At 71.7% G+C, this 24,764-nt stretch carries 25 protein-coding genes; 19 read left to right on the forward strand and 6 right to left on the reverse strand.

Annotated elements, in window-relative coordinates; genetic code table 11:
• The first annotated feature begins 4 nt into the window (after window positions 1-4).
• On the forward strand, window positions 5-835 hold the full coding sequence (locus AC1UKG_RS02350) for a prenyltransferase/squalene oxidase repeat-containing protein (protein WP_026271754.1): 831 nt from the start codon (window positions 5-7) through the stop codon (window positions 833-835).
• A gap of 99 nt (window positions 836-934) precedes the next feature.
• Here the strand turns inward: AC1UKG_RS02350 and AC1UKG_RS02355 are convergent, their stop codons facing one another.
• The gene (locus AC1UKG_RS02355; protein ID WP_482641903.1) at window positions 935-2,176 is read right to left on the reverse strand and encodes a glutamate-5-semialdehyde dehydrogenase; all 1,242 of its coding nucleotides are present in this window, start codon (window positions 2,174-2,176) and stop codon (window positions 935-937) included.
• A gap of 79 nt (window positions 2,177-2,255) precedes the next feature.
• Entirely contained in the window at window positions 2,256-3,413 is a 1,158-nt protein-coding gene (gene proB / locus AC1UKG_RS02360; protein ID WP_050564241.1) for a glutamate 5-kinase, read from the reverse strand.
• Between the two features lie 13 nt (window positions 3,414-3,426).
• Between proB and AC1UKG_RS02365 the strand changes: the two genes are divergently transcribed.
• The 4 genes from AC1UKG_RS02365 (at window position 3,427) to AC1UKG_RS02380 (ending at window position 7,460) form a co-directional block, all read left to right on the forward strand.
• Window positions 3,427-3,741 carry an MGMT family protein gene (locus tag AC1UKG_RS02365; protein ID WP_018815440.1) on the forward strand — a complete coding sequence of 105 codons (315 nt, stop codon included), beginning with the start codon at window positions 3,427-3,429 and terminating at the stop codon, window positions 3,739-3,741.
• 33 nt (window positions 3,742-3,774) lie between these two features.
• A complete protein-coding gene (locus tag AC1UKG_RS02370) occupies window positions 3,775-5,268 on the forward strand; it encodes an MFS transporter (protein ID WP_482641902.1) in 1,494 nt (497 codons plus the stop codon).
• Complete coding sequence (locus tag AC1UKG_RS02375; RefSeq protein WP_482641901.1) at window positions 5,265-6,767, forward strand: pyridoxal phosphate-dependent decarboxylase family protein; 1,503 nt, start codon at window positions 5,265-5,267, stop codon at window positions 6,765-6,767. Before AC1UKG_RS02370 ends, AC1UKG_RS02375 begins: the two co-directional genes overlap by 4 nt.
• Window positions 6,768-6,893: 126 nt before the next feature.
• Window positions 6,894-7,460, forward strand: coding sequence for a NuoB/complex I 20 kDa subunit family protein (locus tag AC1UKG_RS02380; protein WP_018743240.1), 567 nt, complete (start codon window positions 6,894-6,896; stop codon window positions 7,458-7,460).
• 64 nt (window positions 7,461-7,524) lie between these two features.
• On the opposite strand, the gene AC1UKG_RS02385 is transcribed toward AC1UKG_RS02380, so the two are convergent.
• The gene (locus tag AC1UKG_RS02385; protein WP_018743241.1) at window positions 7,525-8,571 is read right to left on the reverse strand and encodes a glucose 1-dehydrogenase; all 1,047 of its coding nucleotides are present in this window, start codon (window positions 8,569-8,571) and stop codon (window positions 7,525-7,527) included.
• Between the two features lie 177 nt (window positions 8,572-8,748).
• On the opposite strand from AC1UKG_RS02385, the gene AC1UKG_RS02390 reads away from it, so the two are divergent.
• From AC1UKG_RS02390 to rarD, 3 genes are read left to right on the forward strand one after another with little or no spacing between them, the layout of a single operon-like run.
• Window positions 8,749-9,354 carry an NADH-quinone oxidoreductase subunit C gene (locus AC1UKG_RS02390; RefSeq protein WP_018743242.1) on the forward strand — a complete coding sequence of 202 codons (606 nt, stop codon included), beginning with the start codon at window positions 8,749-8,751 and terminating at the stop codon, window positions 9,352-9,354.
• Window positions 9,354-10,316 carry a complex I subunit 1 family protein gene (locus tag AC1UKG_RS02395; protein WP_026271756.1) on the forward strand — a complete coding sequence of 321 codons (963 nt, stop codon included), beginning with the start codon at window positions 9,354-9,356 and terminating at the stop codon, window positions 10,314-10,316. The genes AC1UKG_RS02390 and AC1UKG_RS02395 overlap by 1 nt, the downstream gene beginning before the upstream one ends.
• A 3-nt stretch (window positions 10,317-10,319) precedes the next feature.
• Complete coding sequence (gene rarD / locus AC1UKG_RS02400; RefSeq protein WP_482641900.1) at window positions 10,320-11,282, forward strand: EamA family transporter RarD; 963 nt, start codon at window positions 10,320-10,322, stop codon at window positions 11,280-11,282.
• A 12-nt stretch (window positions 11,283-11,294) separates the two neighbouring features.
• On the opposite strand, the gene AC1UKG_RS02405 is transcribed toward rarD, so the two are convergent.
• Window positions 11,295-12,005, reverse strand: coding sequence for an SDR family NAD(P)-dependent oxidoreductase (locus AC1UKG_RS02405; protein WP_475890853.1), 711 nt, complete (start codon window positions 12,003-12,005; stop codon window positions 11,295-11,297).
• Between the two features lie 204 nt (window positions 12,006-12,209).
• Here AC1UKG_RS02405 and AC1UKG_RS02410 point away from each other — a divergent pair, with 204 nt between their 5' ends.
• The 3 genes from AC1UKG_RS02410 to AC1UKG_RS02420 all read left to right on the forward strand — a co-directional run bounded on the left by AC1UKG_RS02410 (window position 12,210) and on the right by AC1UKG_RS02420 (window position 13,649).
• The gene (locus AC1UKG_RS02410) at window positions 12,210-12,764 is read left to right on the forward strand and encodes a Scr1 family TA system antitoxin-like transcriptional regulator (protein ID WP_026271410.1); all 555 of its coding nucleotides are present in this window, start codon (window positions 12,210-12,212) and stop codon (window positions 12,762-12,764) included.
• Entirely contained in the window at window positions 12,755-12,931 is a 177-nt protein-coding gene (locus AC1UKG_RS02415; protein ID WP_080644685.1) for a DUF397 domain-containing protein, read from the forward strand. Before AC1UKG_RS02410 ends, AC1UKG_RS02415 begins: the two co-directional genes overlap by 10 nt.
• A 76-nt stretch (window positions 12,932-13,007) precedes the next feature.
• Window positions 13,008-13,649, forward strand: coding sequence for an HAD family hydrolase (locus AC1UKG_RS02420; RefSeq protein ID WP_482641899.1), 642 nt, complete (start codon window positions 13,008-13,010; stop codon window positions 13,647-13,649).
• 205 nt (window positions 13,650-13,854) lie between these two features.
• Here the strand turns inward: AC1UKG_RS02420 and AC1UKG_RS02425 are convergent, their stop codons facing one another.
• Window positions 13,855-14,916 carry a glutathione S-transferase family protein gene (locus AC1UKG_RS02425; RefSeq protein WP_482641898.1) on the reverse strand — a complete coding sequence of 354 codons (1,062 nt, stop codon included), beginning with the start codon at window positions 14,914-14,916 and terminating at the stop codon, window positions 13,855-13,857.
• 172 nt (window positions 14,917-15,088) lie between these two features.
• Between AC1UKG_RS02425 and AC1UKG_RS02430 the strand changes: the two genes are divergently transcribed.
• The 7 genes from AC1UKG_RS02430 (at window position 15,089) to htpX (ending at window position 22,767) form a co-directional block, all read left to right on the forward strand.
• A complete protein-coding gene (locus AC1UKG_RS02430; RefSeq protein ID WP_196230286.1) occupies window positions 15,089-15,754 on the forward strand; it encodes a NuoI/complex I 23 kDa subunit family protein in 666 nt (221 codons plus the stop codon).
• Complete coding sequence (locus AC1UKG_RS02435) at window positions 15,751-16,338, forward strand: NADH-quinone oxidoreductase subunit J (RefSeq protein WP_018814218.1); 588 nt, start codon at window positions 15,751-15,753, stop codon at window positions 16,336-16,338. The genes AC1UKG_RS02430 and AC1UKG_RS02435 overlap by 4 nt, the downstream gene beginning before the upstream one ends.
• Window positions 16,335-16,736: an NADH-quinone oxidoreductase subunit NuoK gene (nuoK, locus tag AC1UKG_RS02440; protein WP_018743254.1), complete on the forward strand. Its 402-nt coding sequence runs from the start codon at window positions 16,335-16,337 to the stop codon at window positions 16,734-16,736. Before AC1UKG_RS02435 ends, nuoK begins: the two co-directional genes overlap by 4 nt.
• Window positions 16,733-18,682, forward strand: coding sequence for an NADH-quinone oxidoreductase subunit L (locus AC1UKG_RS02445; protein ID WP_018743255.1), 1,950 nt, complete (start codon window positions 16,733-16,735; stop codon window positions 18,680-18,682). Before nuoK ends, AC1UKG_RS02445 begins: the two co-directional genes overlap by 4 nt.
• The gene (locus AC1UKG_RS02450; protein ID WP_018743256.1) at window positions 18,679-20,190 is read left to right on the forward strand and encodes an NADH-quinone oxidoreductase subunit M; all 1,512 of its coding nucleotides are present in this window, start codon (window positions 18,679-18,681) and stop codon (window positions 20,188-20,190) included. The genes AC1UKG_RS02445 and AC1UKG_RS02450 overlap by 4 nt, the downstream gene beginning before the upstream one ends.
• 19 nt (window positions 20,191-20,209) lie before the next feature.
• A complete protein-coding gene (locus AC1UKG_RS02455) occupies window positions 20,210-21,775 on the forward strand; it encodes an NADH-quinone oxidoreductase subunit N (protein WP_482641897.1) in 1,566 nt (521 codons plus the stop codon).
• A gap of 122 nt (window positions 21,776-21,897) precedes the next feature.
• Window positions 21,898-22,767: a zinc metalloprotease HtpX gene (gene htpX / locus AC1UKG_RS02460; protein WP_026271412.1), complete on the forward strand. Its 870-nt coding sequence runs from the start codon at window positions 21,898-21,900 to the stop codon at window positions 22,765-22,767.
• Between the two features lie 48 nt (window positions 22,768-22,815).
• Here the strand turns inward: htpX and AC1UKG_RS02465 are convergent, their stop codons facing one another.
• A complete protein-coding gene (locus AC1UKG_RS02465) occupies window positions 22,816-23,655 on the reverse strand; it encodes a YoaK family protein (protein WP_482641896.1) in 840 nt (279 codons plus the stop codon).
• A 226-nt stretch (window positions 23,656-23,881) separates the two neighbouring features.
• Between AC1UKG_RS02465 and AC1UKG_RS02470 the strand changes: the two genes are divergently transcribed.
• Window positions 23,882-24,598, forward strand: coding sequence for an SDR family NAD(P)-dependent oxidoreductase (locus AC1UKG_RS02470; RefSeq protein WP_475890891.1), 717 nt, complete (start codon window positions 23,882-23,884; stop codon window positions 24,596-24,598).
• Window positions 24,599-24,764 lie beyond the last annotated feature (166 nt).

Consider the following 24,764-nt stretch of genomic DNA (forward strand, 5'->3'; position numbering starts at 1 on the left):
TAGCGTGACCGCCGTGGTGGATATCGAGGCCGCGATCGGCTACGTGGTAGCGCGGGGAGACGTGGTGGAGCGTGCCCGGCTTGCCCGAATACGCACCGGCGGGGCGCCGGCCGAGGAGGTGCTTGCCATCGCCGAGGCCGGGCAGCTGCCGGCGGGCGGCTGGCCGGCATACGTCGAGGGGGAGACCGCCTCCGTTGACGCGACCTGTTTTCGCCTCGGCGAGCTTGACGACCTCGGTGCCCTCGGCCGGCCGGCGGCCCGGCGGGCACTGGACTGGCTCGCCGCGCGCCAGCTACCAGAGGGGGGCTGGGAAGAGGACGCCGCGCTGGCCGACACCGCCCCCGAGTGGGCCCGACCGGGGGACCCGGAGGCGGGTTTCTACCTGACGGCGAGCGCGGCGTTCTGGCTCAGCGTCGCCGGCCTGGACGCTCGGGCGGCCGGGCCGTTGGACGCTCGGGTCGGCGGGGCGTACGCGGGCGTCGTGCACGGCGCCGCGCTCTCCCTCGCGGCCCGCCTGAACCCGGACGGGACCTGGCCGTCGTTTCTCGCCGCCGGGTGGCTGGGTGCGGCGGTGCTGTTCCGGCAGGAGATGCACCAGGAGTCCGCCCGGATCCAGGTGGCGCTCGCCGAGCGGATCGGCGACATGGCCCCGACCAACGTCGCCTGGCTGGCCGCGACGTTGCGCCGGGTCGGCGTGAACCCGCAGGACTGGGTCCTGGTGCGCGCCCGCCGTCGGCTCGCTGAGACACAGCGCAGCGATGGGGGCTGGGAGAGTGAGGACGGGCACCAGTTCGACGTCCACGCGACGCTGACCGCGATCCGCGCCTGCCGTTGACCGCGATCCGCGCCTGCCGTTGACCGCCCAGCTCGGGCGCCGCCGGTGCTGCCCGGTCCGGATGTCGCGGCCGGGACACCGGCCTCGGGCCGGCGACGGTCAGCGGAGCTGACCGTCGCCGGTGACCACGTACTTTGTGCTGGTCAGCTCCGGCAACCCCATCGGCCCCCGGGCGTGCAGCTTCTGGGTGGAGATGCCGATCTCGGCACCGAAGCCGAACTCCCCACCGTCGGTGAACCGGGTGGAGGCGTTCACCATCACCGCCGCCGCGTCAACCCGGGCCACGAACTCGCGGGCGGCCGACTGGGAGTCGGTCACGATCGCCTCGGTATGGCCGGTCCCGTACCGCTGGATGTGGGCGACCGCCCCGTCCAGCGAGTCGACGACGGCGACTGAGATCTCCGCCGCCAGGTACTCGGTGGCGTAGTCCTCGTCGGTGGCCGGCAGTACGGCGGTGGAGTGCCGAGCGACCTGCGGGCAGCCGTGTACGGTCACCCCGGCCGCGGCGAACGCGGCCAGCACCGGGGGCAGAAAGGCGTCCGCGACCGCGGTGTGCACCAGCAGCGACTCGGCCGTGTTGCAGGTGGAGAGACGCTGCGTCTTCGCGTTCAGGGTGATCGCGACGGCCTTTTCCACGTCCGCGGCAGCATCGACGTAGACGTGACAGTTGCCCACCCCGGTCTCGATCACCGGGACGGTGGACTCCTCGACAACCGTGCGGATCAGCTCCGCACCGCCGCGCGGGATCAGGACGTCAACCAGCCCCCGGGCGCGCATCAGCTCCTTGACCGAGTCGCGGGTCGTGGCGTCGAGGAGCTGTACCGAGTCCGCTGGCAGGCCGGATTCGGCGACCGCGTCCCGCAGCACCGAGACCAGCGCGGCGTTCGACCGGGCGGCGGAGGAAGAACCCCGCAGTAGCACCGCGTTGCCGGATTTCAGGCAGATGCCGGCCGCGTCAACGGTGACGTTCGGCCGCGCCTCGTAAACGATCCCCACCACCCCGAACGGCACCCGAAGCTGCCGCAGTTGCAGGCCGTTGGGGAGGGTCGAACCCCGGACGACCTCGCCGACCGGGTCGGGGAGCGCGGCCATCTGGCGGAGCGCGTCGGCGATGCCGGCCACCCGCGCCGGGTCGAGGGCGAGCCGGTCCAAGCTGGCCGTGCTCAGCCCACAGGCCTCTCCGGCGCTGAGGTCCGCGCTGTTGGCGGCCAGGATCTCGGCGGTCCGCGCCACCAGCGCGTCAGCCATCGCGTGCAGCGCGGCATCCTTGCCAGCCCGCGTGGCGACGGCCAACTCGGCCGCCGCCGTCCGGGCTCGTCGTGCCTGCTCGACGACGCTCATCTGCACTCCTTGGGATCTGGGGGTAGGACTCGTGCCGGGCCGGTGTCGGCCGGAGACCGGCCTGACAACAGCACCAGCCTTACAACAGCACCAGGTCGTCGCAGTGGACGACCTCCCGTTCGTAGCCGGGGCCGAGGGCCGTGGCGAGCTCAGCGGTGGAGCGTCCGAGCAGGCCGGGCAACTCCACCGCGTCGTAGTTGACCAGCCCGCGGGCCACCGGCACCCCGCCGGCGTCAACCAGGTCAACCGGATCGCCGGCGGTGAAGGCGCCCCGCACCGCGGTGATCCCCGCGGGTAGCAGCGACTTGCGTCGGTTGACGACGGCCGCGACCGCGCCCGGGTCCAGCTGCAGCCGGCCACGCGGTGTGGTGGCGTGCGCCAGCCAGAACAGGCGGGCAGCCGGCCGGCGTTGACTGGGGTGGAAGAGCGTGCCGACCGGCTCGCCGTCCAGCGCCGCGGCCGCCTGGTCGGCGGAGGTCAGAACTACCGGGATGCCGAAGCCGGTGGCGATCCGGGCTGCCTCCACCTTGGTCACCATGCCTCCGGTGCCGACCCCGGCCCGGCCCGCACCGCCGATCGCCACCCCGGACAGGTCCCGCTCGTCCTGGACCTCGGCGATCCGGGTCGATCCGGGGCGGGCTGGATCCCCGGTCCAGAGCGCGTCCACATCCGAGAGCAGCAGCAGCAGATCGGCGTCGACCAGGGCAGCCACCAGGGCAGCGAGCCGATCGTTGTCGCCGAACCGGATCTCCTCGGTGGCGACCGTGTCGTTCTCGTTGACGATCGGCACCGCGCCCAGGTCGAGTAACTTGCGCAGGGTCCGGTACGCGTTGCGGTAGTGCGCTCGCCGGGTCAGGTCGTCCACGGTGAGCAGAACCTGACCGACGGTGCGCCGGTGCCGGGCGAAGGCGGCGGCATACCGCCGGATCAGCAGCCCCTGGCCGACGCTGGCGGCGGCCTGCTGGGTGGCCAGGTCCCGGGGGCGGCGGGTCAGCCCCAGGGGAGCCAGCCCCGCGGCGATCGCGCCGGAGGAGACCAGCACGACCTCCCGGCCCTGGGCGGCGAGCGCGCCGAGGGTGCCCACGAGCGCGTCCACCCGCCCGTCGTCCAGGCCCCCGGCGGCCGTGGTCAACGAGGAAGAACCGATCTTGACGACCACCCGCCGGGCCGCCGTCACCTTGTCACGCACCCGCCCATTCTGCGATGTCGGTCCGTCAACGCCCGGCCGGGTTCCCATATCGTGGCGCGTCGTGGAACCCGAGGAGTACGTCGAGGCGGTGCTGGAACTGGTCGAGCGCATCCCGCCCGGCCGGGCGATGTCGTACGGGGCGGTGGCCGACGCGCTCGCCGAACGTTCGGGGCGGGCGTCGCCCCGGCTGGTCGGGTCGATTCTGGCGCGCCACGGTGGGGGTGTGCCCTGGCATCGCGTGGTGAACTCGGCCGGCCGGCTTCCGCCCGGGCATGAGATCTCGGCCCGGGCCCGGCTGCTCGCCGAGGGGACACCGTTGCGCGGCGACCGGGTTGACCTGCGGGCCGCGGGCTGGTCACCGGAGTTGGGAGTGTGACCGCCGCCATACTTGTGAGTAATATTCGGCGCCATGGACGCGCCGCCGGCTGGAACCGGTCCACCTGCTGCTGGCTCCACCGCCCGCCCGGCGCCGGCCGGCGACCCCGCCGGTCTGCCCGGAGGTGAGGCGCTGCCCCGCCGGGTGCACCTCGGCTACGCCACCGGGTCGCTGGCCACCGGGGCCTTCGGCACCGTGCCCGGGCTGCTGCTACTGCCCTACCTGACCGACACGCTGGGCGTGACGGCGGGAATCGCCGCCCTGCTCGTACTGCTGCCGAAGGCGTGGGACGTGCTGGTCAACCCGGTCGCCGGCCGGATCTCCGACCGCACCCGCTCCCGGTGGGGAGCCCGCCGCCCGTACCTCCTCGGCGCCGGGACCGCGCTCGCCGTCTGCTTCGCCGCGATCTTCGCAGCGCCGTTCGGCACCGGGGCGGCGGCCGCCGGCTACGTGGCGTTGGCCTTCCTGGCCACCGCGACCGCGTTCGCCTTCTTCCAGGTTCCGTACGTGGCGATGCCGGCCGAGCTGACCACCGGCTACACCGAGCGCACCCGGTTGATGACCTGGCGGATCGCGGTGTTGGCGCTGGCCATCCTGGTCTCCGGCGCGGTGGCCCCGCTGGTGCGGGACGCGGGCGGCGGCGGTATCACCGGGCACCGCTGGATGGGGCTCTTCGTCGCCGGCCTGATCCTGCTGGGCGCGGTCGGGGCGTTCGTGGGCACCCGGTCCGCCCCGGTCGGCAATGTGCAGGAGAGTGAGCCGTCGTTGCGGGCCCAACTCGCGACTGCCGGACGCAATCGCGCGTTCCGGGCGCTCCTGGCCTGCTTTGTGATCCAGTCCGCCGGGGTGGCGACGATCCTGGCCGGGGTGAACTACTTCGCCACCCAGATCCTGCGCAACCCGGAGAGCGGGCCGACCGTCCTGTTCGCCTGCTTCGTCGGGCCGGCGCTGTTGGTCATGCCGTTGTGGAGCCGGTTCGGACAGCGGTTCGGCAAGCTCGCGGGGCTGGTCGCCGCCGCGCTCCTCTTCGCCGTCGGTGCGCTGGCCCTGGTCGCCGCCGAGGTGCTCCCCGCCGTCGGGATCTACCTGCTGGTCGCGCTGGTCGGCGTCGGGTACGCCGGCCAGCAGGTCTTCGCCCTCGCCATGTTGCCCGACTGCATCGCCTATGACGAGGCCCGCACCGGCCGGCGGCAGGCGGGCGTCTTCACCGGGGTGTGGACCGCCGGGGAGACCTTCGGGTTGGCGCTGGGGCCGGGCATCTTCGGGCTGGTGCTCCAGCTCTCCGGCTACCTCTCGTCGGACACCGGAGCCGCCGCGACCCAGCCGGATTCCGCCCGGCTCGGCATCCTCCTCGGCTTCACCGTCCTCCCCGCCATCATGGTCGGTGCCGCCACCCTGCTGCTGCGCCCCTACTCCCTCACCCCCGCTGATCTCGATGCCGCCACGGAGGAGCTACCTTCTCGCGAATCCGGACCTTCGGCGGCGACCACGGTCGCCGACACCCACGGAAAGGGCACCACTGAATGATCGACGAAGCGGGGCTGCCCGCCCACGGACTGCCGGCGGAGCGTGTTCTGGCCGGAATCCGGGCACTGCGCAGCGGGGACCGGCCTACCCACGGCGGGCGACTGTTCGCATACGTCTACGACCCGGCGGTTCCCGGGCTGGATGAGCTGACCGCCGCCGCGCACGCCGAGAGCGCCCACGTCAACGGGCTCGACCCGACCGCCTTCCCGTCCCTGCTCGCGATGGAGAACGCGTTGGTCGGTGCCGCCGCCCAGCTACTCGGGGGCGGGCCCGGCACCGCTGCGCCGGACGTGGTGGGCTCGGTCACCGGCGGGGGCACCGAATCGCTGATCCTGGCGGTGAAGGCGGCCCGAGACGCCCACCCCGAGATCACCGAACCGCGGATCGTGATTCCGGTCACCGCCCACGCCGCGTTCGCCAAAGCCGGCCACTACCTGCGGGTGGCCGTGGACATGGTGCCGGTGTCGGCGGAGACCCTGCGCCCGGACCCGGCCGCCATCGCCGCCGCGATCCGCCCCGAAACCGTGCTGGTCGTCGCCTCCGCCCCGGGATACGCGCACGGGGTCATCGACCCGGTCACCGAGATCGCGGCGGTCGCCGCCGACGCCGGGGTGCGCTGCCACGTGGACGCCTGCTTCGGTGGCTGGGCCCTGCCCTGGCTCCGCCGCCTCGGCGAACCGGTACCGGCGTTCGACTTCGCCGTACCCGGGGTCACCTCGATCTCGGTCGACCTGCACAAGTACGCGTACGCCCCGAAGGGCGTGTCGATCCTGCTGCACCGGGACCCGGAGCTGCGCAAGCCGCAGTACTTTGTGCACGCCGACTGGCCCGGCTACACGATGATCAACCCGGTGATCGCCTCCACCCGCTCCGGTGGGCCGATCGCCGCCGCCTACGCGACCCTGCGTCACCTGGGTGAGGACGGCTACCTACGGCTGGCGGCGGCGACCCGGGACGCGGTGCGGGAGCTGGCCGACGTCGTCCGGGCTGCGGGCGGGCTGCGGCTCGTGGCCGAGCCCGAGTCGACCGTGATCTGCTTCACCGCGACCGATCCGGAGCTGGACCTCTTCGTGCTGGTGGACGAACTGGCCGCGCGGGGTTGGCACACCCAACCGCAGCTCGCCCACGCCGGTCTGCCGCGCACCGTGCACCTGACGGTGACCGCGTCGGTGGCCCCGGCGGTGGCGACGTTCGGCGCTGACCTGGCCGACGCCGTCGCGGCGACCCAGGCGGCCGGGCCGGTCACGCTCCCGGCGGAACTGCTCGCCCTCGCCCGCTCACTGACCCCGGAAGGGCTCACCCCGGACCTGGTCGCCGGCCTGGCCGGCGGGCTCGGTCTCGGCTTGGGCGAGACGGCGGACGCCAGGTCGGCCGAGCCGGTGCCGGACCGGATGGCCGTGGTGAACACCCTGCTCGAGGCGGTGCCGGCGGCGCTGCAGGAGCGGCTGCTCATGGAGTTCGTCGGCCTGCTGCAACGACCCACCTGGTCCCACGACTGACGGCGGGGACACCCCCGAGCGCCGGCAGCCGGCGGCTACCGGGGCAACCGGGTCCGGTTGCGCCGGGCGCCGCCGCGGGCGCTGTGGTTGACTGTCGTACCGGGAACGGATGAGGGAGGCTGCGAGGTGCAGGTACCGGCTGTGCTGGGCGAGCCGATCCGATTCGTGCTGAACTGGGGCCGGCGCTACTCGCTCTGGGTCTTCAACTTCGGCCTCGCCTGCTGCGCCATCGAGTTCATCGCCACCAGCATGAGCCGGCACGACTTCATGCGCCTCGGGGTGATCCCGTTCGCGCACGGCCCCCGGCAGGCCGACCTCATGGTGGTGTCGGGCACGGTCACCGACAAGATGGCCCCCGCCATCAAGCGGCTCTACGACCAGATGCCGGAGCCGAAGTACGTGATCTCCTTCGGTGCCTGCTCGAACTGCGGCGGGCCGTACTGGGACTCGTACTCGGTGACCAAGGGCGTTGACCAGCTCATCCCGGTCGACGTGTACGTTCCGGGCTGCCCGCCCCGGCCGGAGGCGCTGCTGCACGGCATCCTGCGGCTGCAGGAAAAGATCGCTGCCGAGGAGGCCGGCGTCGGCGGGGTCTCCCGTCCGGACGCCCTGGCCACACCGGCCGACGCCCCCGTCCCCCGCTCCGCCGAGTCGCTGACCGCCCCGCCGGTCCGTCCGCCCGAGCCGTCCTGACCCCGTTCCGAGCCGTCCTGGCCCGCTGCCTGCTGACCCGTTCCTGAGCTGGGGCGTCCCCAGCTCAGGCGGTGAGGTCCAGGACCACCTTGATTTTTCCTTCGCTGACCTCGTACGCGGCCCTGAAGTCGGACATCGGTATCCGGTGGGTGATCAGGGAGTCCAGCCACGAGCGGTCGGCCTGGGCCAGCGCCGCCGCGGCCTGTTTCCAGTGCCGGCGGTTGGCGTTGACCGACCCGATGACCACGGTGTTCGCCAACACGAGCGTCCGGTTCAGCGCCCCGGCGTCGAAGTCGATGGTCCGACCACCGCTGGACACGCCGGTCAGGCAGACGATGCCGGTCGGGCCGACCTTGCACATCGAGTCCAGCACCACCGTCGGGTTGCCGGTGCACTCCACCAGCACATCCGGCTGGAGGTCCACCTCGTTGACCGACGCGGTGTGGTAGTTAGCACCGATCGCTCGGACCAGGTCCGGCTTCGGCCCCGTCGTGTTTCGATCCAGTACGTGCACGGTCAGTCCACGTTGGGTGGCGAACAGCGCGGCGAGCAGGCCGATCGGCCCGGCTCCGGTGACCAGGACGTTCCGTGGGTCCCAGCGGGCGCGGTGGCCGACCCGCTCGATCTGCTCCCACGCCTTGGCGACCACGCTGGCTGGTTCCAGCAGCACCCCCACCCGGGCGAGGGCGGCATCGAGCGGCACGGCGAACCTCGGCTGCACCCGCCACCGGTCCCGCGCGAAGCCGGGCAGCCCTTTGATGCCGTGCTCGGTGTACAGCCCATTGCGGCACATGTCCCACTCGTCCACGGCGCAGTTCCGGCAGGGCACCGGGTCGGGATGCCGTACGACCGCGGCCACCAGGTCGCCGCGACGCAGGGTGCCGGTCGGGTCCGCCAGCACCCGGCCCAGCGACTCGTGCCCGATAACCAGCCGCTCCTGGTCGGGGGGCGCCTCGCCGTACTGGCCGGCGATGATCTCCTGATCGGTGCCGCAGATCCCCACCGCCAGCGCCTCGACCAGGATCGCGCCCTCCGCGGCGGCCGGCTCGGGCCACTCCTCGACCAGGCGGAGCGAGCCGGGGACCTGGGGAGAGACCGTCACCGCGCGCATGATCCTCATCTTCGCCGAGGGCGGCGGGCGCTGGCGCCGAATGCCACCGCGGACCCCCGGTCGAGCCCCACCGGCCGGCAGAGCCCCGGCCGAGCCCGTCGGCCCGCTTGCCCGGGGTGGAGATTGGCCCCCGCTGGGCAACGCACACCGACCCCGGCGGGTCATAGGATCGGCGGCATGACTCTGGACGAGGTAGGCCAGCGGATGGCCGCGTTGCTCGCCCCGGTCGAGGTCACCACCTCGGTCTCCGGCGGTCAGGCCTACGCCCGTGCCACCGTTGACGTGCCCGCGGAGAGCTGGACCGACGCACTGCGCGCGGCCCGGGACGACGCTGAGCTGGCCTGTGACTTCTTCGACTGGCTCTCCGCGGTGGACGAGTTGGCCGCCGGGTTCGACGTGGTGGTGCACCTCTGGTCCAGTACGCGTCGGCACGGGCTGCTGCTGCGCACCCGGCTGCCCCGCACGGCGCCCCGGGTCGCCTCGGTGGTCGACATCTTTCCGGGCGCGGCCTGGCACGAGCGCGAGACACACGAGATGTTCGGCATCGACTTCGTCAACCACGTCGGCCTCAAGCCACTGCTGCTGCCCCCGGAGTTCGAGGGGCATCCGCTGCGTAAGGAGTTCGTCCTCGCCTCCCGGGTGGCCAAACCCTGGCCGGGGGCGAAGGAGCCGGGCGAGGCCAAGGCCGGTGGCGGCCGGCGGCCGATGCGCCCACCGGGCGTACCGGCGCCGGGGGAGTGGGGCCCGGCGCCGACTCCCCCCGAGACTGGGGGGACGGCCTGATGCCGCTCTGGGTGGAGCTGCTGCTCCGGGTCGGCGCGGTGCTGGTCGCCTTCCTCACCCTGCCGCTGCTGGTCGGCCAGGCCGAGCACAAGATCATGGCGCACATGCAGGGCCGGCTGGGCCCGATGTACGCCGGCGCCTTCCACGGCTGGGCGCAGCTGATCGCGGACGGCGTGAAGTTCGTCCAGAAGGAAGAGATCACCCCTGACGGGGCGGACCGCCCGGTGTTCCGGCTCGCCCCGGTGGTGGCCCTGGTGCCCTACCTGCTGGTGCTGCTGGTGATCCCACTCGGGCCCGGTGACCTGGTCGGGCAACCGCTGGACATCGGGCTCTTCTTCGTGCTCGCCGTGGTCGGGGTCGGCGTGGTCGCCGTGCTGATGTCGGCGTGGGCCTCCGCCAACAAGTACAGCCTCCTCGGCGGTCTGCGCGCCGCGGCCCAGCTACTCGGCTACGAGTTGCCGTTCGTGCTCGCCGCCGCGTCGGTCGCGATGGCGGCCGGCACCCTGAGCCTGCCGGGCATCGTCGAGGCGTGGCAGCCCTGGTGGCTGATCTGGCAGGCCCCCGCGATGATTGTCTTCTTCGTGGCGGGGCTCGCCGAGATCCGGCGGCCGCCGTTCGACATGCCGATCGCCGACTCGGAACTGGTGTTCGGCTACCTGACCGAGTACACCGGCCTGCGCTTCGCGTTCTTCCTGCTCGCCGAGTACGTGGGGGTCGTGGTGATCGCCGCGCTCACCACCGTGCTGTTCCTCGGCGGCTGGCAGGGGCCGTTCGCCGACGCGCAGCTCGGCTGGCTCTGGACCCTGCTCAAGGTCGCCGCGGTCAGCTTCGTGATCATCTGGTTCCGGGTCAGCTACCCACGTCTGCGTGCCGATCAGCTCCAGCGGCTCTGTTGGCTGGTGCTGGTCCCCGTGTCGCTGGCCCAGCTTGTCCTGACCGTCACCGTCCGCATCGCCCTGTAACGCGTGCCGTTCCTTACCGTTACCGACAAGCTCGGCTACCTGTACGGCATCGGCGCGTACGTGCTCTGGGGCTTCTTCCCGCTCTACATGAGACTGCTGCGGCCGGCGGACCCGCTGGAGATCCTGGCCCACCGGATCGTCTGGTCCGTGGTCTTCGTTGCGCTGGTGCTGGCAGCGATGCGCAACCACCGTTTCCTGCGCGCGCTGCTGCGCAGACCGCGGGCCCTGGCCGCGCTCGGTATCGCCGCCGCGCTGGTCGCCCTCAACTGGGGCACCTACATCTACGGGGTCAACTCCGAGCGGGTGGTGGAGACCTCCCTCGGATACTTCGTCAACCCGCTGGTGGTGGTGCTGCTCGGAGTGTTCGTACTGCGGGAGCGGCTGCGCCCCGCGCAGTGGGCGGCACTGGGCGTGGGTGGGGCGGCGGTCGTGGTGCTGACCGTCGACTACGGCCGCCCACCGTACCTGGCGCTGGTCCTCTCGTTCACTTTCGCCGGGTACGGGCTGGTCAAGAAGCGCCTCGGCCTACCCGCCGCCGAGGGGCTCTTCGTGGAGTCGGCGGTGCTCGCCCTACCCGCGCTCGTCTACCTGGCGTGGCTGGGTGGCACCGGCGGGGCCGCGTTCGGGGCGGTGTCGGCGGGACACACCGCCCTGTTGGTCTCGGCCGGAGCGGCAACCGCGATTCCCCTGCTGATGTTTGCTGGTGCGGCCAACCGACTACCGTTCACCAGCCTCGGGATGCTTCAGTATCTCGCCCCGATTCTCCAACTCGGCTGTGGCGTCATCATCTTCCGCGAGCCCATGCCCCCCGCTCGCCTGGCGGGCTTCGCCCTGGTCTGGCTCGCGCTCGCCGTCTTCACCGTCGATGCCGTCCGCGCCGCCCGCCGCCTCACCCCGCCACCTGCGGAAGGAGCTGTGGCCGCGGTTCAACCCGGAGCGGGTACCTCACCGTCCCTGCGTCGCTAACCCTATCGACGGTCACCATTGAAGCGGCTCCCGTCGGTAGAACAACTGTCCGGTGGGACCGGCGTCTGGCAGCGTCGCAAGCCAAGCGAAGGTGTCGGCCGCCTCGTCCGGAGTCTGCTCTGCTTCCCCGTAGGCCATTCGGGTGGCGACCTTGCCTGGTGAGGCAGCGTTCACCAGGATGTTCGCCGCATGGAGCTCCGCGGCCAGGACGCAGGTCAAGGCGTTCAACCCGGCCTTGGAGATTCGGTAGGCCACGCTGCCAGAACCCATCTGCCCGAAGGTGCTCATATGGGTAGTGACGTTTACGATGCGGCCATACCCGAGTTTGCGCATTTCGGGTATGGCGGCTGTGCAGCAACGCCAGGCTCCCATTAGGTTGGCATCAATGGTTGCTCGAACCTTCTCCATGTCTGCCGCACTTGCTTGCTGGCCTCGGTCGATGGCTACGGCGGCATTGTTTACCAGCACATCCAGCCGACCATAAGTGGCTCCGGTATCTGCCATCGCCCGGACGACGCTCGCCGGATCGGTCACATCGAGTTGGTGCGACGAAACCGACAGCCCTTCCTCGCGAAGCTTCGCCGCAGCCTGTTCGGCAGCCTGTTCACTTCGGGCCGTCAACACCGCATGTAAGCCCTGCTCGGCCAGTCGCCGCGCGATCGCGTAGCCGAGTCCTCGGTTGGCTCCCGTAACGACCGCGACGCGCTTACCAACGTTGTTCATCCGACTATGTGATCAAACCGTGGAGCTGATCGTCCAGAACGGTGTGCTCGGGAATGGAGGCGGGCGTCGTGCTTCACAGTGTGCTGGGGTGCGGCTACGGTCGGAAGGGTTTGGCTGTGTTGTGCGAGGGCCTTTGGGTGGGGCCGGGGTTGCGGGTGGCGCGGTACTGGAGTCGATCAACCGGTTCGTGGAGGGCGGTTGGAGATGGCGACTGGAGAGATGACCGCTGCGGCGTTTTTGGTGGCGGAGTTGCGGCGGGCGCGGGTTCGGCGGGGCTGGAGTCAGGAGGAGTTGGCCAAGGCCATCAACTACTCGCCGTCAATGGTCAGTGCGGTGGAGTTGGGGCAGGCACCGCCGACCAGCAAGTATCTCGAGCAGTTCGACAAGGTCCTTGACACCGGTGGTCTCTTCACCCGCATGCTGGCGAACCTGGTCCGTCTGGATCGTGCCCAACCGTGGCTACGCGGCGGCGGCGAGATTGTTTCGCAGGCGAGGGTGCTGCGGTGGTTCGAACCGCTCTACGTTCCCGGTCTGCTCCGGACCGAGGCGTATGCCCGCGCCGTCTTCGAGGCGGGCGGTCTGCTTGAGGCGGCGGAGGTGGAGGCGCGGCTCAACGAGCGGATGGAAGGCCAGTGCATCCTCGATCAACCGTCGGATCTCGGGCGGCTGCAACGGGTCTGGGAAGCTAGCCTTGGTGAGGCGTTGCCTCCGCAGAAGTCGATCGAACTGGTGAGGGAAGTGACGGAGTCATGGACTTGATGGGTGCTACCTGGCGGAAGAGCAGTCGCAGTGCTCAGACCAACGACTGTGTTGAGGTGGCCACGAACCTGGCCGGTGTGGTGGGGGTGCGGGACAGTAAGGATCCGGCGGGGCCGGCGCTGACGGTTGATCCGGGTTCCTGGCGGTCCTTCCTGGCGTCGCTGTAACGCTAGGGCCCCCGACCGGATCCGCGGGTGAACCGATTCTGGGCGGATCAAGGATCGCTGCTAGGAGGTTTACCCAATGACCACGCGCGCGACCGTGCCGGACGGTAGGGCCTACGAGGCTCTGATATTTGACTGGGATGGCACCCTTGTGGATTCCAGTAAGGTCTGTTTTGCGGCCCTGGTGCGTGCGATGGCAGATGTGGGAGTGAAGCTAGATCCGGATTGGTATTGGCCGCGGCAGGCGATTGCGTCGCCGGACCTGCTGCTCGTGTGGGAGCAGGAGTTTGGCCATCTGCCGGAACCGATTGACGAAATTATCGGCAGGTGCCGCAGGTACGTGCGGGCTGCCGCCCCTAATCTTAGGGTAATTGATGAAGTGGTACTGGTTGCGCGCACCGCACGGCAGCGTGGCCAGCGGCTCGGCATCGGCTCGAACTCGTCCGGAAACGTCGTGACTGCCGGGCTCGCAGCGACAGGCCTTTCAGCCCTGTTTGATGTCGTCGTCACCTGGAGTGATGTGCCGCGGGGCAGGGGCAAACCCGAGCCAGATATCTTCTTCCTGGCTGCCCAGCGGCTCGATGCCGAGCCGGCCGACTGCTTAGTCTATGAGGACACGGAGGCGGGTGTCGCGGCGGCCAATGCGGCAGGCATGACGGCGTTCAACGTGCAGACCGGCGTCTTGAGTGGGCCTACCGGAATGACGCCTCTGCCACGATAAGCCGCAGCGCGATCGTCTCGGGATTACCGCCACCACTGGTGGCGTCCAGTACCCGTGGCTCGATCACCGGCTCGACACCCAGGGCGGAGGCGGCCGTGGCGGTGTCTTCCGCTGGCCATTGCCCGGCCTGAGCTAGCGAGCCCGGGCCGCTCTCGCCAGCGGCCTCACCTGCTGCGTCCAAAACGCCCTGGCCGCCCGCGGTCCGTCAGCGCAGGGGGGTGTGTGCGGGGCCAACCCGCTCGGCCGGAGGGGGCGGCGGCGGGGCGGTACCGTCGCCGAAGGGGCGACCCCCCAGCTCCCCCCGATCGTGCGGGGTCAGCCAGTTCGCCAGGTCCGGGCCGAGCGGGACGATCGCGGTCGGGTTAACGTCCCCGTGCACCGCGTAGTAGTGCCGCTTGATGTGATCGAAGTCGATGGTGTCGCCGAATCCGGGGGTCTGGAAAAGGTCCCGGGCATACGCCCAGAGCACCGGCATCTCGGTCAACTTGCTGCGGTTGCACTTGAAGTGGCCGTGGTAGACCGGGTCGAAGCGGACCAGCGTGGTGAACAGCCGTACGTCCGCCTCGGTGATCGTCTCCCCGACCAGGTAGCGGCGTTCGGCGAGCCGGTCGCTCAGCCAGTCCAGCCGGTCGAACAGCCGCTGGTACGCCCGGTCGTACGCCGACTGGCTGCCGGCGAAGCCACACCGGTAGACCCCGTTGTTGACATCGGCGAAGACCACCGCGTTCACCTCGTCGATCTCGTCCCGGAGCCGCTGCGGATAGAGCTCCGGTGCGCCGTCGCGGTGGTACGCGGTCCACTCGGTGGACAGGTCGAGACTCATCTGCGCGAAGTCGTTGGTCACCACCTGCCCGGTCGGTACGTCGACGATCGCCGGTACCGTGATCCCGCGGTCGTACCCGGGAAAGCGCGCGAAGTAGGCGTCCGCCAGCCGTTCGATGCCGAGCACCGGATCCCGCCCGCCGGGGTCGAGGTCGAAGCTCCAGCTTCGCCGGTCGTGGGTCGGGCCGGCGATCGCCATCGAGAGGACGCCCTCCAGCCCGAGTAGCCGTCGGATGATGACCAGCCGGTTCGCCCACGGGCAGGCACGACTCACCGCCAGCCGGTACCGCCCCGGCTCCACCGGCCAGCCGTCCCCGCCGTCGGCGGTGATCCGGGTGGCGATGTAGCGCTGATCCCGGGTGAACTCGCCGCCCGGCTCGACGTACCTCCCGCCGGTGCGGCGCAGCGCCGCCTCGCCGCTGCTCGCCGTCGCGCCCTCGGTCACGCCGCCCCCTCTGGTCGTCGCGATGCGCCCACCACCCATCATCGCCGGAGCAGACGGCGCGCGAAGCGTCGCGCCGAAACCCAGCCGACACCACCCGCTCCCGGCCGGCGGCCGCAGCCCGCACCCGGGTGGTGGTCGCGCCCGCCGGGGGGCACAGGGCAGGATGGTCGGCATGACCGACCCCAGCGAGCGCAGCGACCCGGCCGACGGTGAGCGCGGCCTGCCCGGCGTGGGCCTGGTCAAGGGGCTCGCGGTCACGCTGAAGACGATGACCCGCCGCTCGGCCACCCAGCAGTACCCGGACGTCGCCCCGGCGTTGCCGCCGCGTTCGCGCGGCGTGATCGCGCTGGTCGAGGAGAACTGCACGGTCTGCATGCTCTGCGCCCGTGAGTGTCCGGACTGGTGCATCTACATCGACTCGCACAAGGAGGAGGTGGTGGTGCCCGGGGCAGCCCGTGCCCGTCAGCGCAATGTGCTGGACCGGTTCGACATCGACTTCTCGCTCTGCATGTACTGCGGGATCTGCATCGAGGTCTGTCCGTTCGACGCGCTCTACTGGTCCCCGGAGTTCGAGTACGCCGAGTACGACATCAAGGACCTCCTGCACGACAAGGAGCACCTCGGCGAGTGGATGGGCACCGTCCCGCCGCCGCCGGCACATGACCCGAACGGCGAGCCGGCCAAGGAAGAGACCGCCGCCGCGCGTAAGGCCGCGATCCCCGCGAACCCCGCCGAACGCCCGGCGGCCGCCCCGCCCCGCTCCGCCGAACGCCCCCCGCCCCGCCCCGGGGCCCGACCAGCCGGGGACAACACAACCGGGGAAGGCCCGACCCCGTGACCGGCACCGACGCGCTGCTGCTCGCCCTGGGCGCGCTGGCGGTCGGCTCCGGCGCCCTGGCGGTGGCCACCCGGCACCTGGTCCGGGCCGGCCTCTACCTGGTGCTCTGCCTCGCCGCGGTGGCCGGGATGTACCTGGTCCTCACCGCCGAGCTGGTCGCCTGGGTGCAGGTACTGATCTACGTGGGGGCGGTGGTGGTGCTGCTGCTCTTCGCGGTGATGCTCACCCGTGCCCCGATCGGCGCCTCCACCGACCTGGACCGACCGGGTTGGCCGGCCGCCCTGATCGGCGGCGGCACCGGGCTCGGGCTGGCCGCGCTGCTGGTGGACGCGTACCGGTGGTCGTCGGTGCCGCTGCCCACGGCGGGTAGCGCCGAACGGATCGGGGAGCAGATCTTCGGCAGTTGGGTGCTGCCCTTCGAGGTGCTCTCGGTGCTGCTGCTCGCCGCCCTGGTGGGGGCGATCATCCTGTCCCGCCCGGACATCGGACGGTCACCAGTGGACCAGGCCGGCGTCAGCGGGGCGGACGAGACCCCCGCCGCAACCCCCACCGGGACCTCCACCGAAGGCAGGCGGTCCCGGTGAGGCCGGTCATCCCCTACGTCACCGCCGCCCTGCTGTTCGGGCTCGGCACCTACGGGGTGCTGCGCCGGCGCAACGCCATCCTGGTGCTGATCGCGGTCGAGCTGATGCTGAACGCGGTGAACCTGATCCTGGTCACCGCCGACACCACGGTTCGGTCCCAGCTGCCGCACGGCGGCCAGGTCTTCGCGCTGTTCGTGATCGTGCTGGCCGCCGCCGAGGTGGGCGTCGGGCTGGCCATCGTGCTGCAGCTCTACCGGATGCGCGCCAGCGTGGCCGTGGACGAGGTGCCGCTGGCCGAGCCCCCGTCGCCGAACGCCGCGGCCGAGCCGTCAGCGCCTCCGCCCACCACGGCGCCCCCGCCCACCACAGCGGCCACCCCTGGGGAGGCAGACCGGTGAGCACGCCCGTCCTGCTCGGCACGCTGCTGCCGGCCGTACCCCTGGTGACCGGCCTGCTCGGGCTCCTGCTGCCGCCGGCGTCCCCGGAAGCCGGTGCCGTCCGGCGGCGGGCCCGCCGGGCGGCGATCAGCCTCGGGACGACCGGCGCGGCCCTGTCGTTACTCCTCGCCGTCGCCCTGCTGGCCACCCTCGACGCGCCGGCCGAGGCCACCCGGACCTGGATCGACTTCGGCGGCCTGACGGTTAGCCTCGGCGTCCGGCTGGACTCGACGGTGGCGCTGGTGGCGGTCGCCGTCGCCGCGGTGGCCCTCGCGGTGCAGGTCTACTCGATCGGCTACCTCCGGAACGGCCCGCACGACGAGGTGGACGTCGACCACCGCTACCCGCCGTACGCGGCCCAGATCAGCCTCTTCACCGCCGCGATGCTGCTGGTGGTGGTCGCCGGCGACCTCATTCTGCTGCTGGTCGGCTGGGAGGTGATGGGCCTCTGCTCGTACCTCCTGATCGCCCATGAGCGACGGCTGCCCGCAGCACCCGGCGCCGCGATGAAGGCCTTCCTGGTGACCCGGGTGGGTGACGTCGGCTTCCTGCTCGGGATCGCACTGCTCGGCGTCTCCGCGGGCAGCTTCCGGATCGCCGACGTGCTCAGCCACGACCACGCCACCGGCCTGCTCACCGCCGCCTGCCTGCTGTTGCTCGCCGGGGTGGCCGGCAAGAGCGCCCAGTTCCCGCTGCACACCTGGCTGCCCGACGCGATGGCCGGCCCCACCCCGATCTCCGCGCTGATCCACGCGGCGACCATGGTGGCCGCCGGGGTCTACGTCGTCGCCCGGCTGTTCCCCCTCTTCGGGCAGGTGCCGGTCGCCCTGGCGGTGCTCGGCGTGCTGGCCTCGATCACCCTGCTGCTCGGCGCGTTCGCCGCCATCGCCCAGGACGACCTCAAGCGGGTCCTCGCCTGGTCAACGGTCTCCCAGCTGGGCTACCTGACCGGCGCGCTGGCCGTGGGGGCGCCCGCGGCGGCCCTGTTCCACCTGCTCACCCACGCCGCCTTCAAGGCGCTGCTCTTCCTCGCTGCCGGGGCGGTGATCCACGCCGCGGGTACCGCGCTGATGTCCCAGCTCGGTGGCCTGCGCCGGACGATGCCGGTGACCTTCTGGTCCATGCTGGTCGGCCTCGGCGCGCTGGCCGGGCTGCCGCCGCTGTCCGGCTTCTTCAGCAAGGACTCCGTGCTGTACGCCGCCGAGGAAGCCGCCCGGCACGGCGGCCCCGCGCCGGCCTGGGTGGGCTGGTCGGTGTGGCTGGCCGGGCTGGTCGGGGTCGCCCTCACCGCCGCGTACGCCACCCGGCTGCTGCTGCGTACCTTCTTCGGCGCGCCCCGCAGCCCGCTGCATCAGCCGCACGACCCGCCCGCGGTGCTGCGCTGGCCGGTGCTGCTGCTGACCGTCCCGGCGGCGCTGCTCGGTCTGGCCGGGTTCTCCGGAACCTTCGCCCGGTGGCTCGAACCGTACGGGTCGGCCACCCGGGAGCGCTCCGCGCAGCTGCTGCCCGCCGATCCGCTGGTGCACGTCGGCCCGACCGTGCTGCTGCCGCTCGTCCTGCTGGCGCTCGGGGCGGGGCTCGCCTGGGCCCGCTGGCGGCGAGATCCGGGCGGTGACCCGGCCGTGCTGCTGGGTCCGCTGCGCCCGCTCTCCGCCCGCGCGTTCTGGCTCGACGACCTCCAGCACACCCTGGTGGTACGCCCGATCGTGCGGCTCGCCGCTGGTGCGCGCACCGCCGACGAGGTGGTGGTGGACGGCGCGGTCACCGGCAGCGGCCGGGCCGCCTGGTGGCTCGGGGGCGGGCTGGCGGCGTGGCACCGCGCCACGCTGCCCCGGGCCGCAGCTGGTGTGCTGGCCGGCGCGCTGCTGATCGGGCTGGCGGCCGTGTTGATCGGAGGCGACGCATGAGCGGGGTCGTGGGACAGGTCCTGCTGGTGGCGGTGCTGGCGGTCCCGGCGGCCGGCGCGGTGGTCGTCGCCGCGCTCCGGCACGACCGGGCCGCCCGCCTGGTCGGTACGGTGGCCGCCGGGCTGACCCTGCTCGCCGCGCTGCCGCTGGTCGCCGGCGGCGACGACGCCGGGGCGGGCCCCGACCCGAGCCCCGCGCTCCGCCCCTGGCATCAGGTGGACCTGCCCTGGGTGCCCAGCCTCGACCTTCGCCTCCACCTCGGAGTGGACGGCATCTCCTGGCCGCTGGTCGTGCTGACCGCGCTACTGACCCTGCTCTGCTGCGGCTACACCCTGTGGCGGGTCCCCAGTGGGGGGAGTGGCCGGGCCCTGGTGGCGTTGCTGCTGGTGGTCGAGGTGGGCATCCTCGGCACCTTCCTCGCCCTCGACCTGGTGCTCTTCTTCGTCTTCTTCGAGGTCGTCCTCCTGCCGATGTACGCGATCATCGTTGGCTGGGGTGGGCCGGACCGGCGCCGGGCGGCCCGCAAGTTCGCCCTCTACACCCTCTTCGGTTCAGTGCTGTTGCTGGTGGGCGTCCTGGTGGTGGTGACCGCCGCCGGCACCGCGGACATGGTGGCGCTGACCGGCGGTACGGGGCTCGCCCGTGGGCCGCAGCTCGCCGCGTTCACCCTGCTGGCGCTCGCCTTCGCGGTGAAGAGCCCGCTCTGGCCCCTGCACTCCTGGCTGCCCGACGCGCACACCCAGGCGCCCACCGTGGGCAGCGTGATCCTCGCCGGGGTGCTGCTCAAGATGGGCACCTACGGGTTGATCCGGGTCGCGGTCGGCGTCGCCCCCGAAGGCGCCGAATGGGCCGCGCCCGTACTCGGCGTGCTCGCGGTCACCGCGATCCTGGTCGGCTCCCTGGTCTGCCTGGCACAGACCGAGCTGAAACGGCTGATCGCGTACTCCAGCGTGGGGCACATGGGCTTCGTGCTCCTCGGTGTCGCCACGCTCACCGGTACCGGGCTGCGGGCAGCCCTGATCGGCAACATCGCGCACGGGATCATCACCGGCCTGCTGTTCTTCCTCGCCGGCGCCATCAAGGACCGGGCGCACACCGGTGACCTGGCGGACCTCTCCGGGTTGCGGGAGACCGCACCCCGGCTGGCCGGGCTGCTGGGCTTCGCCGCCGTCGCCTCGCTGGGCCTGCCCGGCCTGGCCGGCTTCTGGGGAGAGGCCTTCGCCGTGGTCGCCGCGGTCCGGGTCGGTGGTCCCCTCTGGCTGACCCTCGCCGTCCTCGCGGCGCTCGGCGGTGCGCTCACCGCCGCCTACCTCCTGCGGCTGCTCCGCCAGGTCACCCACGGCCGGGCCAGCTCGGCGGTGGCGCGGCTCGGGCCGGGCGTGGCGAGGGCGGAACTGCTGACCTGGGCGCCGCTGGTGTTGCTCACGCTCGCCGTGGGGTTGGCTCCGATCCTGGTCCTGGGCGTGGCCCAGGCGCCGGTGGACGCCCTGCTGCCGGGGCGCCCGTGAGCTGGCTGGAGGTACGGGCATGAGCATGGTGCAGACCGTCGACAACGTGGCGCTGCTGCCGGCGTACCTGGCCGCCGGGACGGCGGTGCTGGTGCTCCTCGCCGACCTGCTGGTGGCCCGGGCGCGGGTCACCGTCTCCGCCGCCGCGCTCGGTGCGCTCGCCACCGCCACCAGCGCGATCTTCGTCGGCGGAGGTGGCGAACGCCGTACGTTCTGTGTCGGCGCCGACTGCTCGTACGTCTTCGGTGGCCGGGCCGCCCTGGTCGCCGTACTCGTCGCGCTGCTCACCCTGGGAGTGCTGGTGCTCTCCGGGCCGCTGCTGCGGGCCGGGGCGACACCGGTGGGCGAGTACTGCTTCCTGCTCGCCGCGTCAATGACGGGTGGGGTGGCGCTCGGTGCGGCCGGTGACCTGATCACCCTGATCGTGGCGCTGGAGACCCTAACCCTGCCGCTGTACGTCCTGGTGGGCCTGCGCCGGGGCAGCCTGGCCAGCATCGAGGCGGCAGTGACCTTCTTCGTGGTCAGCGTGGTCGCCACGACGCTGAGCCTGCTCGGGGCGGCCCTGCTCTACGCGGCCACCGGCGCGCTGCACCTCGGCCGGCTCGGGGTGCTCTTCGCCGAGCGGCCGGAGCTGCTCGACATCCCGCTGACCACGGTCGCCGTGGCGCTGGTCGTGGTGGGGCTGACGGTCAAGGTCGCGGCGGTGCCCTTCCACGCCTGGGCGCCCACCACCTACGACGGCGCGCCGCTGCCGGTGGCCGCGTACCTCTCCACGGTCTCGAAGCTCGGCGGGGTGGTGGCCCTGCTCGCGGTGGTGCAGCACGCCCTGCCGGCCCGGATCACCGGCCCGGTGCTCGCGCTGCTCGCGGTGTTGACCATGACTGTCGGTAACCTGGTGGCGCTGCGTCAGCACCGCACCGTACGGCTGCTCGCCTGGTCCTCGGTGGCCCAGGCGGGCTACATCCTCGCGCCGCTCGGCGCGCTGGCCCTCGCCGCGGGCCGCACCGCCGACGCCCGCGCCGCCGCATACGCGGCAGCGGTGGCGTACACGGTCTTCTTCGTGGTCCTGGAGCTGGCGGCGTTCGCGGCCGTGGTCGCGCTGCGACCGGCGGGCGCGGACGGCGGAACCCTCGACGAGTTGCGGGGCGCGGCCCGGCGCCGGCCGTGGGCGGCGGTGGGGCTGGCGCTGGCACTGGTCGGCCTCGCCGGTCTGCCGCCCGGCCTCGCCGGGCTCTTCGCGAAGGTCACCGTGGTCCGGTCGTTGCTTGACGGCGGTGCCGGCTGGCTCGCCCTGGTGGTGGCGGTCAACGCGGTGCTCGGCCTGGCCTACTACCTGCGGGTTGTCGCCGGGCTCTGGTCCATCGACCGGCCGGCAGCGGTGCCGACCGACCCGACCACGGTGGTGGCGTCGACGGACGCGGCGGCGACTGACCCGGTGGCGACGGGTCCGGCGGTGGTGCCGGCCGATCCGACAGCGGTGCTGGTCCGGGCCAAGCCAGTCGCGGCGGTCCTGGCGGCGGCGACGGTCGTGGCGCTGGTGGTCGGCTTCGCCCCGCAGCTCGTGCTCGACCTCGCCGCCCGCTGAACCAGCGGGCCTACACCCCTCGTTACCAGGCATTTCACAGCCATATGACGGATGGTTGACGGGTACCGGTGGTGTTGAACCGGTCAGCGGACCAACGCGGTCCGCGCACCGAAGGAGTGACCGTGCACCATAACCGTCTGAAGACCGCCGCGCTGCTCGGCCTGCTCACCGCCCTGATTCTGGCGGTGGGCTACTGGTTCGGCGGCAGCGGCGGACTGGTCATCGCCGTCGTCATCTCGCTGGGGATGAACGGCGTCAGCTACTTCTACTCCGACAAGCTCGCGCTGCGCGCGATGCAGGCACAACCGGTCAGTGAGGCACAGTTCCCCGAGCTCTACCAGATGGTGCGGGAACTGGCCAGCGAGGCCCGGCAACCGATGCCCCGGCTCTACGTGAGCCCGACCAGACAGCCCAACGCGTTCGCCACCGGTCGAAACCCACAGAACGCGGCCGTCTGTGTCACCCAGGGCATTGTCGAGATCCTCGACTACCGCGAGCTGCGTGGAGTCATCGGGCACGAGCTGTCGCACGTCTACAACCGGGACATTCTCATCTCCAGCGTCGCCGCCGGCCTGGCTGGCATCATCACCGCCCTGGCCAACCTGGCGTTCTTCATCCGGCTTGGGGGTGACGACGAGGAGGGGCGCAACCCGCTGGTGCTGCTGTTGACCATCATCCTGGGGCCGATCGCGGCCACGCTGATCCAGCTTGCGATCGGCCGTAGCCGCGAATTCCAGGCGGACGCCTCCGGCGCCCAGCTCACCCGAGACCCGTTGGCGTTGGCCAGTGCCCTTCGGAAGATCCACAAGGGCACCCAGGCGCGACCGCTGCCGCCGCAGGGACAGCTCACCAGCGCCGCCCACCTGATGATCGACAACCCGTTCAAGGGCGGCGGCATCGCGGCGCTCTTCTCCACCCACCCCCGGATGGAGGATCGAGTCGCCCGGCTGGAGCAGATGGCCGGTAGCGCCGGCCCGATCCAGTACCGCTGACCCGGCCAGGTTCAGGCACCCTCCTCCCGGGTCGGTGCCTGAACCCCCTCACCGGTGGGTACCACGACCTCCGTGTTCGTCTTCTTCTCCAACCGACTCGGCTGCCTCAGCTCGGTGCTGATCAGCGCGATCCTCACGGTGATCCTGCTGCTCATCTTCGCCCGGTGAGCGCGCCGGCCGCTGGCGGCGGGACCGGCTGATGGCGATCGCGGTGGCCAGGACCGAGGCCACCAGCGCCGCGGCGAGCGCCGGCGCCCAGAGCGGCGCGACCCGCAGCACCAGCGCGCCGAGCACCGCGCCCCCGAGGAGCCCCAGCAGCCGAGTCACGCCGGCCGCACCCGCCGCGAACCGGTGCGGGTCGAAGACCACCCCCCGCACGATGGAGGTGAGCGAGCCGGTGAGGTAGGTCGTGGTGGCGTGCGGTATCCCGGAGCTGATCGTCACCACGCTTTGTATTCCGCTCGCCGTCGCGGCGGCGAAGAGCAGGGTCAGGGAAGCGGCGAACCCGGGGCGCCCCCCGGTGACCCACCAGCCACCCGCCACGCCTACCAGCAGCAGCACCTGAACCACCATGACCAGATGCGTACGGGAACGCCAGCCCAGCTCGGTGTGGCGTAGCGGCAGGGTGCCGCCGGCCACGCCGATCGCGTATCCGCCGACCGCTGCCAACCCGCCGCTGAGCAGGCGGGAGTCCGCGGCGACAATATGGTGGCCGAGCTGGACCAGGTTGCCGGTGATCACGCTGGCGAAGAACCCGCCGAGCTGGGTCACACAGAAAACGTCGAGGCAGCCGGAGGCGGTGGCGAGCACGACGAGCAGCCGGGCAACGGCCCGGTGGGACAGGTCCGGGCGGACGAACTCCGCATCCTGCGCCCCCACCCCCCGCATCCGGCTGCCTTTCCGGCCCATCGCTCTTCGCCGGCCGTCGCCCTGCCTGGCTGTCGTCCTGTCCGGCCGTCGTCTTGCCCGGCTGTCGCCCTGTCCGGCCCTCGCCGGGATCGCTTCTTCCCGTACCGCCGACTTTCATGCTCCAGGCCGGGCACCGAAGACCCGACGCGGTGCTGCCGGTGACCCACTTTGACCTCACGTCAGCTTCAACTGTTCTGATCTTGCAATGAATCTGGACGGACTACGGGTTGCTATTACCGGTGCCGGGCGCGACTCCGGGCGCCTCCTGGCGGTCGCCTTCGCGGCGCATGGTGCGCAGGTGTTTGTCTCCGCCCGCGACGAGGCGGCAGCCAGACGCACCACCGAATCGATCCGGCAGCGTGGGCGGGGGAGCGGCGAGGCCTTCGGCTGCGACCTGACCAGCCCCGACTCGGTACGCGGATTCGCGGCGGCGCTGGCCGACCGAACCGACTACCTCGACATCCTGGTCAACAACGCTGCAGGCTACCTGCCCGGTGCGGACCTCGGCGACGCTGAGGACGATCACATCATCGCCACGATCGGCGGCGCCGCGACCGGCACGGTCCTGCTCACCAAACACCTGCTGGCGCTGCTGCGAGGCTCAACGCGGCCGGACATCGTCAACATGGTCTCCGCCTGCGGCGAGGTCGGCCACCACCGGTCGGAGGCCCATCCCGCCTTCTACGCCGCCAAGCACGCCCAGGCCGGCTTCGCCGAGATCATGTCCCATCGACTACGAGCCGAAGGAATTCGCGTCATCTCCCTCTTCCCGCCGGACTTCGTGCAACACGGTCCACGGACGGCATCCGACGCCCTGACCGCACAATCTGTCGTGGACTGTGTGCTCTTCGCGGTCAGTCAGCCGCGGGACTGCTTCATCCGCGAGTTCCGCTTCGAGCAGGTCGTAGGACCGGAGCACTGACGATAGCGGGCGGCCAGGCCGTCGTCAGGCCCGTCCGACGGTGACCCGAGCACCTGGCCCATCTCTCGACGAAGTCGCCAAGAATGCCGGGGAGGCGGTAACCCCGGCGCATGACATGGAAACAGAAGAGGTATGGAAGACGACCGGGCAAGATTCGTGGAGTTGT

The organism is Salinispora sp. CH2A1_6 (genome assembly GCF_056820975.1).

What these genes read in the sequence shown, in the direction of transcription:
- AC1UKG_RS02455 (WP_482641897.1), top strand. Translation starts at nt 20,210, where the DNA reads ATGAGCATGGTGCAGACCGTCGACAACGTGGCGCTGCTGCCGGCGTAC.
- AC1UKG_RS02355 (WP_482641903.1), bottom strand. Translation starts at nt 2,176, where the DNA reads ATGAGCGTCGTCGAGCAGGCACGACGAGCCCGGACGGCGGCGGCCGAG.
- AC1UKG_RS02405 (WP_475890853.1), bottom strand. Translation starts at nt 12,005, where the DNA reads ATGAACAACGTTGGTAAGCGCGTCGCGGTCGTTACGGGAGCCAACCGA.
- AC1UKG_RS02370 (WP_482641902.1), top strand. Translation starts at nt 3,775, where the DNA reads ATGGACGCGCCGCCGGCTGGAACCGGTCCACCTGCTGCTGGCTCCACC.
- AC1UKG_RS02415 (WP_080644685.1), top strand. Translation starts at nt 12,755, where the DNA reads ATGGACTTGATGGGTGCTACCTGGCGGAAGAGCAGTCGCAGTGCTCAG.
- AC1UKG_RS02385 (WP_018743241.1), bottom strand. Translation starts at nt 8,571, where the DNA reads ATGCGCGCGGTGACGGTCTCTCCCCAGGTCCCCGGCTCGCTCCGCCTG.
- AC1UKG_RS02375 (WP_482641901.1), top strand. Translation starts at nt 5,265, where the DNA reads ATGATCGACGAAGCGGGGCTGCCCGCCCACGGACTGCCGGCGGAGCGT.
- proB (WP_050564241.1), bottom strand. Translation starts at nt 3,413, where the DNA reads ATGGGAACCCGGCCGGGCGTTGACGGACCGACATCGCAGAATGGGCGG.
- AC1UKG_RS02450 (WP_018743256.1), top strand. Translation starts at nt 18,679, where the DNA reads ATGAGCGGGGTCGTGGGACAGGTCCTGCTGGTGGCGGTGCTGGCGGTC.
- AC1UKG_RS02465 (WP_482641896.1), bottom strand. Translation starts at nt 23,655, where the DNA reads ATGCGGGGGGTGGGGGCGCAGGATGCGGAGTTCGTCCGCCCGGACCTG.
- AC1UKG_RS02395 (WP_026271756.1), top strand. Translation starts at nt 9,354, where the DNA reads ATGCCGCTCTGGGTGGAGCTGCTGCTCCGGGTCGGCGCGGTGCTGGTC.
- AC1UKG_RS02390 (WP_018743242.1), top strand. Translation starts at nt 8,749, where the DNA reads ATGACTCTGGACGAGGTAGGCCAGCGGATGGCCGCGTTGCTCGCCCCG.
- AC1UKG_RS02410 (WP_026271410.1), top strand. Translation starts at nt 12,210, where the DNA reads ATGGCGACTGGAGAGATGACCGCTGCGGCGTTTTTGGTGGCGGAGTTG.
- AC1UKG_RS02430 (WP_196230286.1), top strand. Translation starts at nt 15,089, where the DNA reads ATGACCGACCCCAGCGAGCGCAGCGACCCGGCCGACGGTGAGCGCGGC.
- AC1UKG_RS02420 (WP_482641899.1), top strand. Translation starts at nt 13,008, where the DNA reads ATGACCACGCGCGCGACCGTGCCGGACGGTAGGGCCTACGAGGCTCTG.
- AC1UKG_RS02470 (WP_475890891.1), top strand. Translation starts at nt 23,882, where the DNA reads ATGAATCTGGACGGACTACGGGTTGCTATTACCGGTGCCGGGCGCGAC.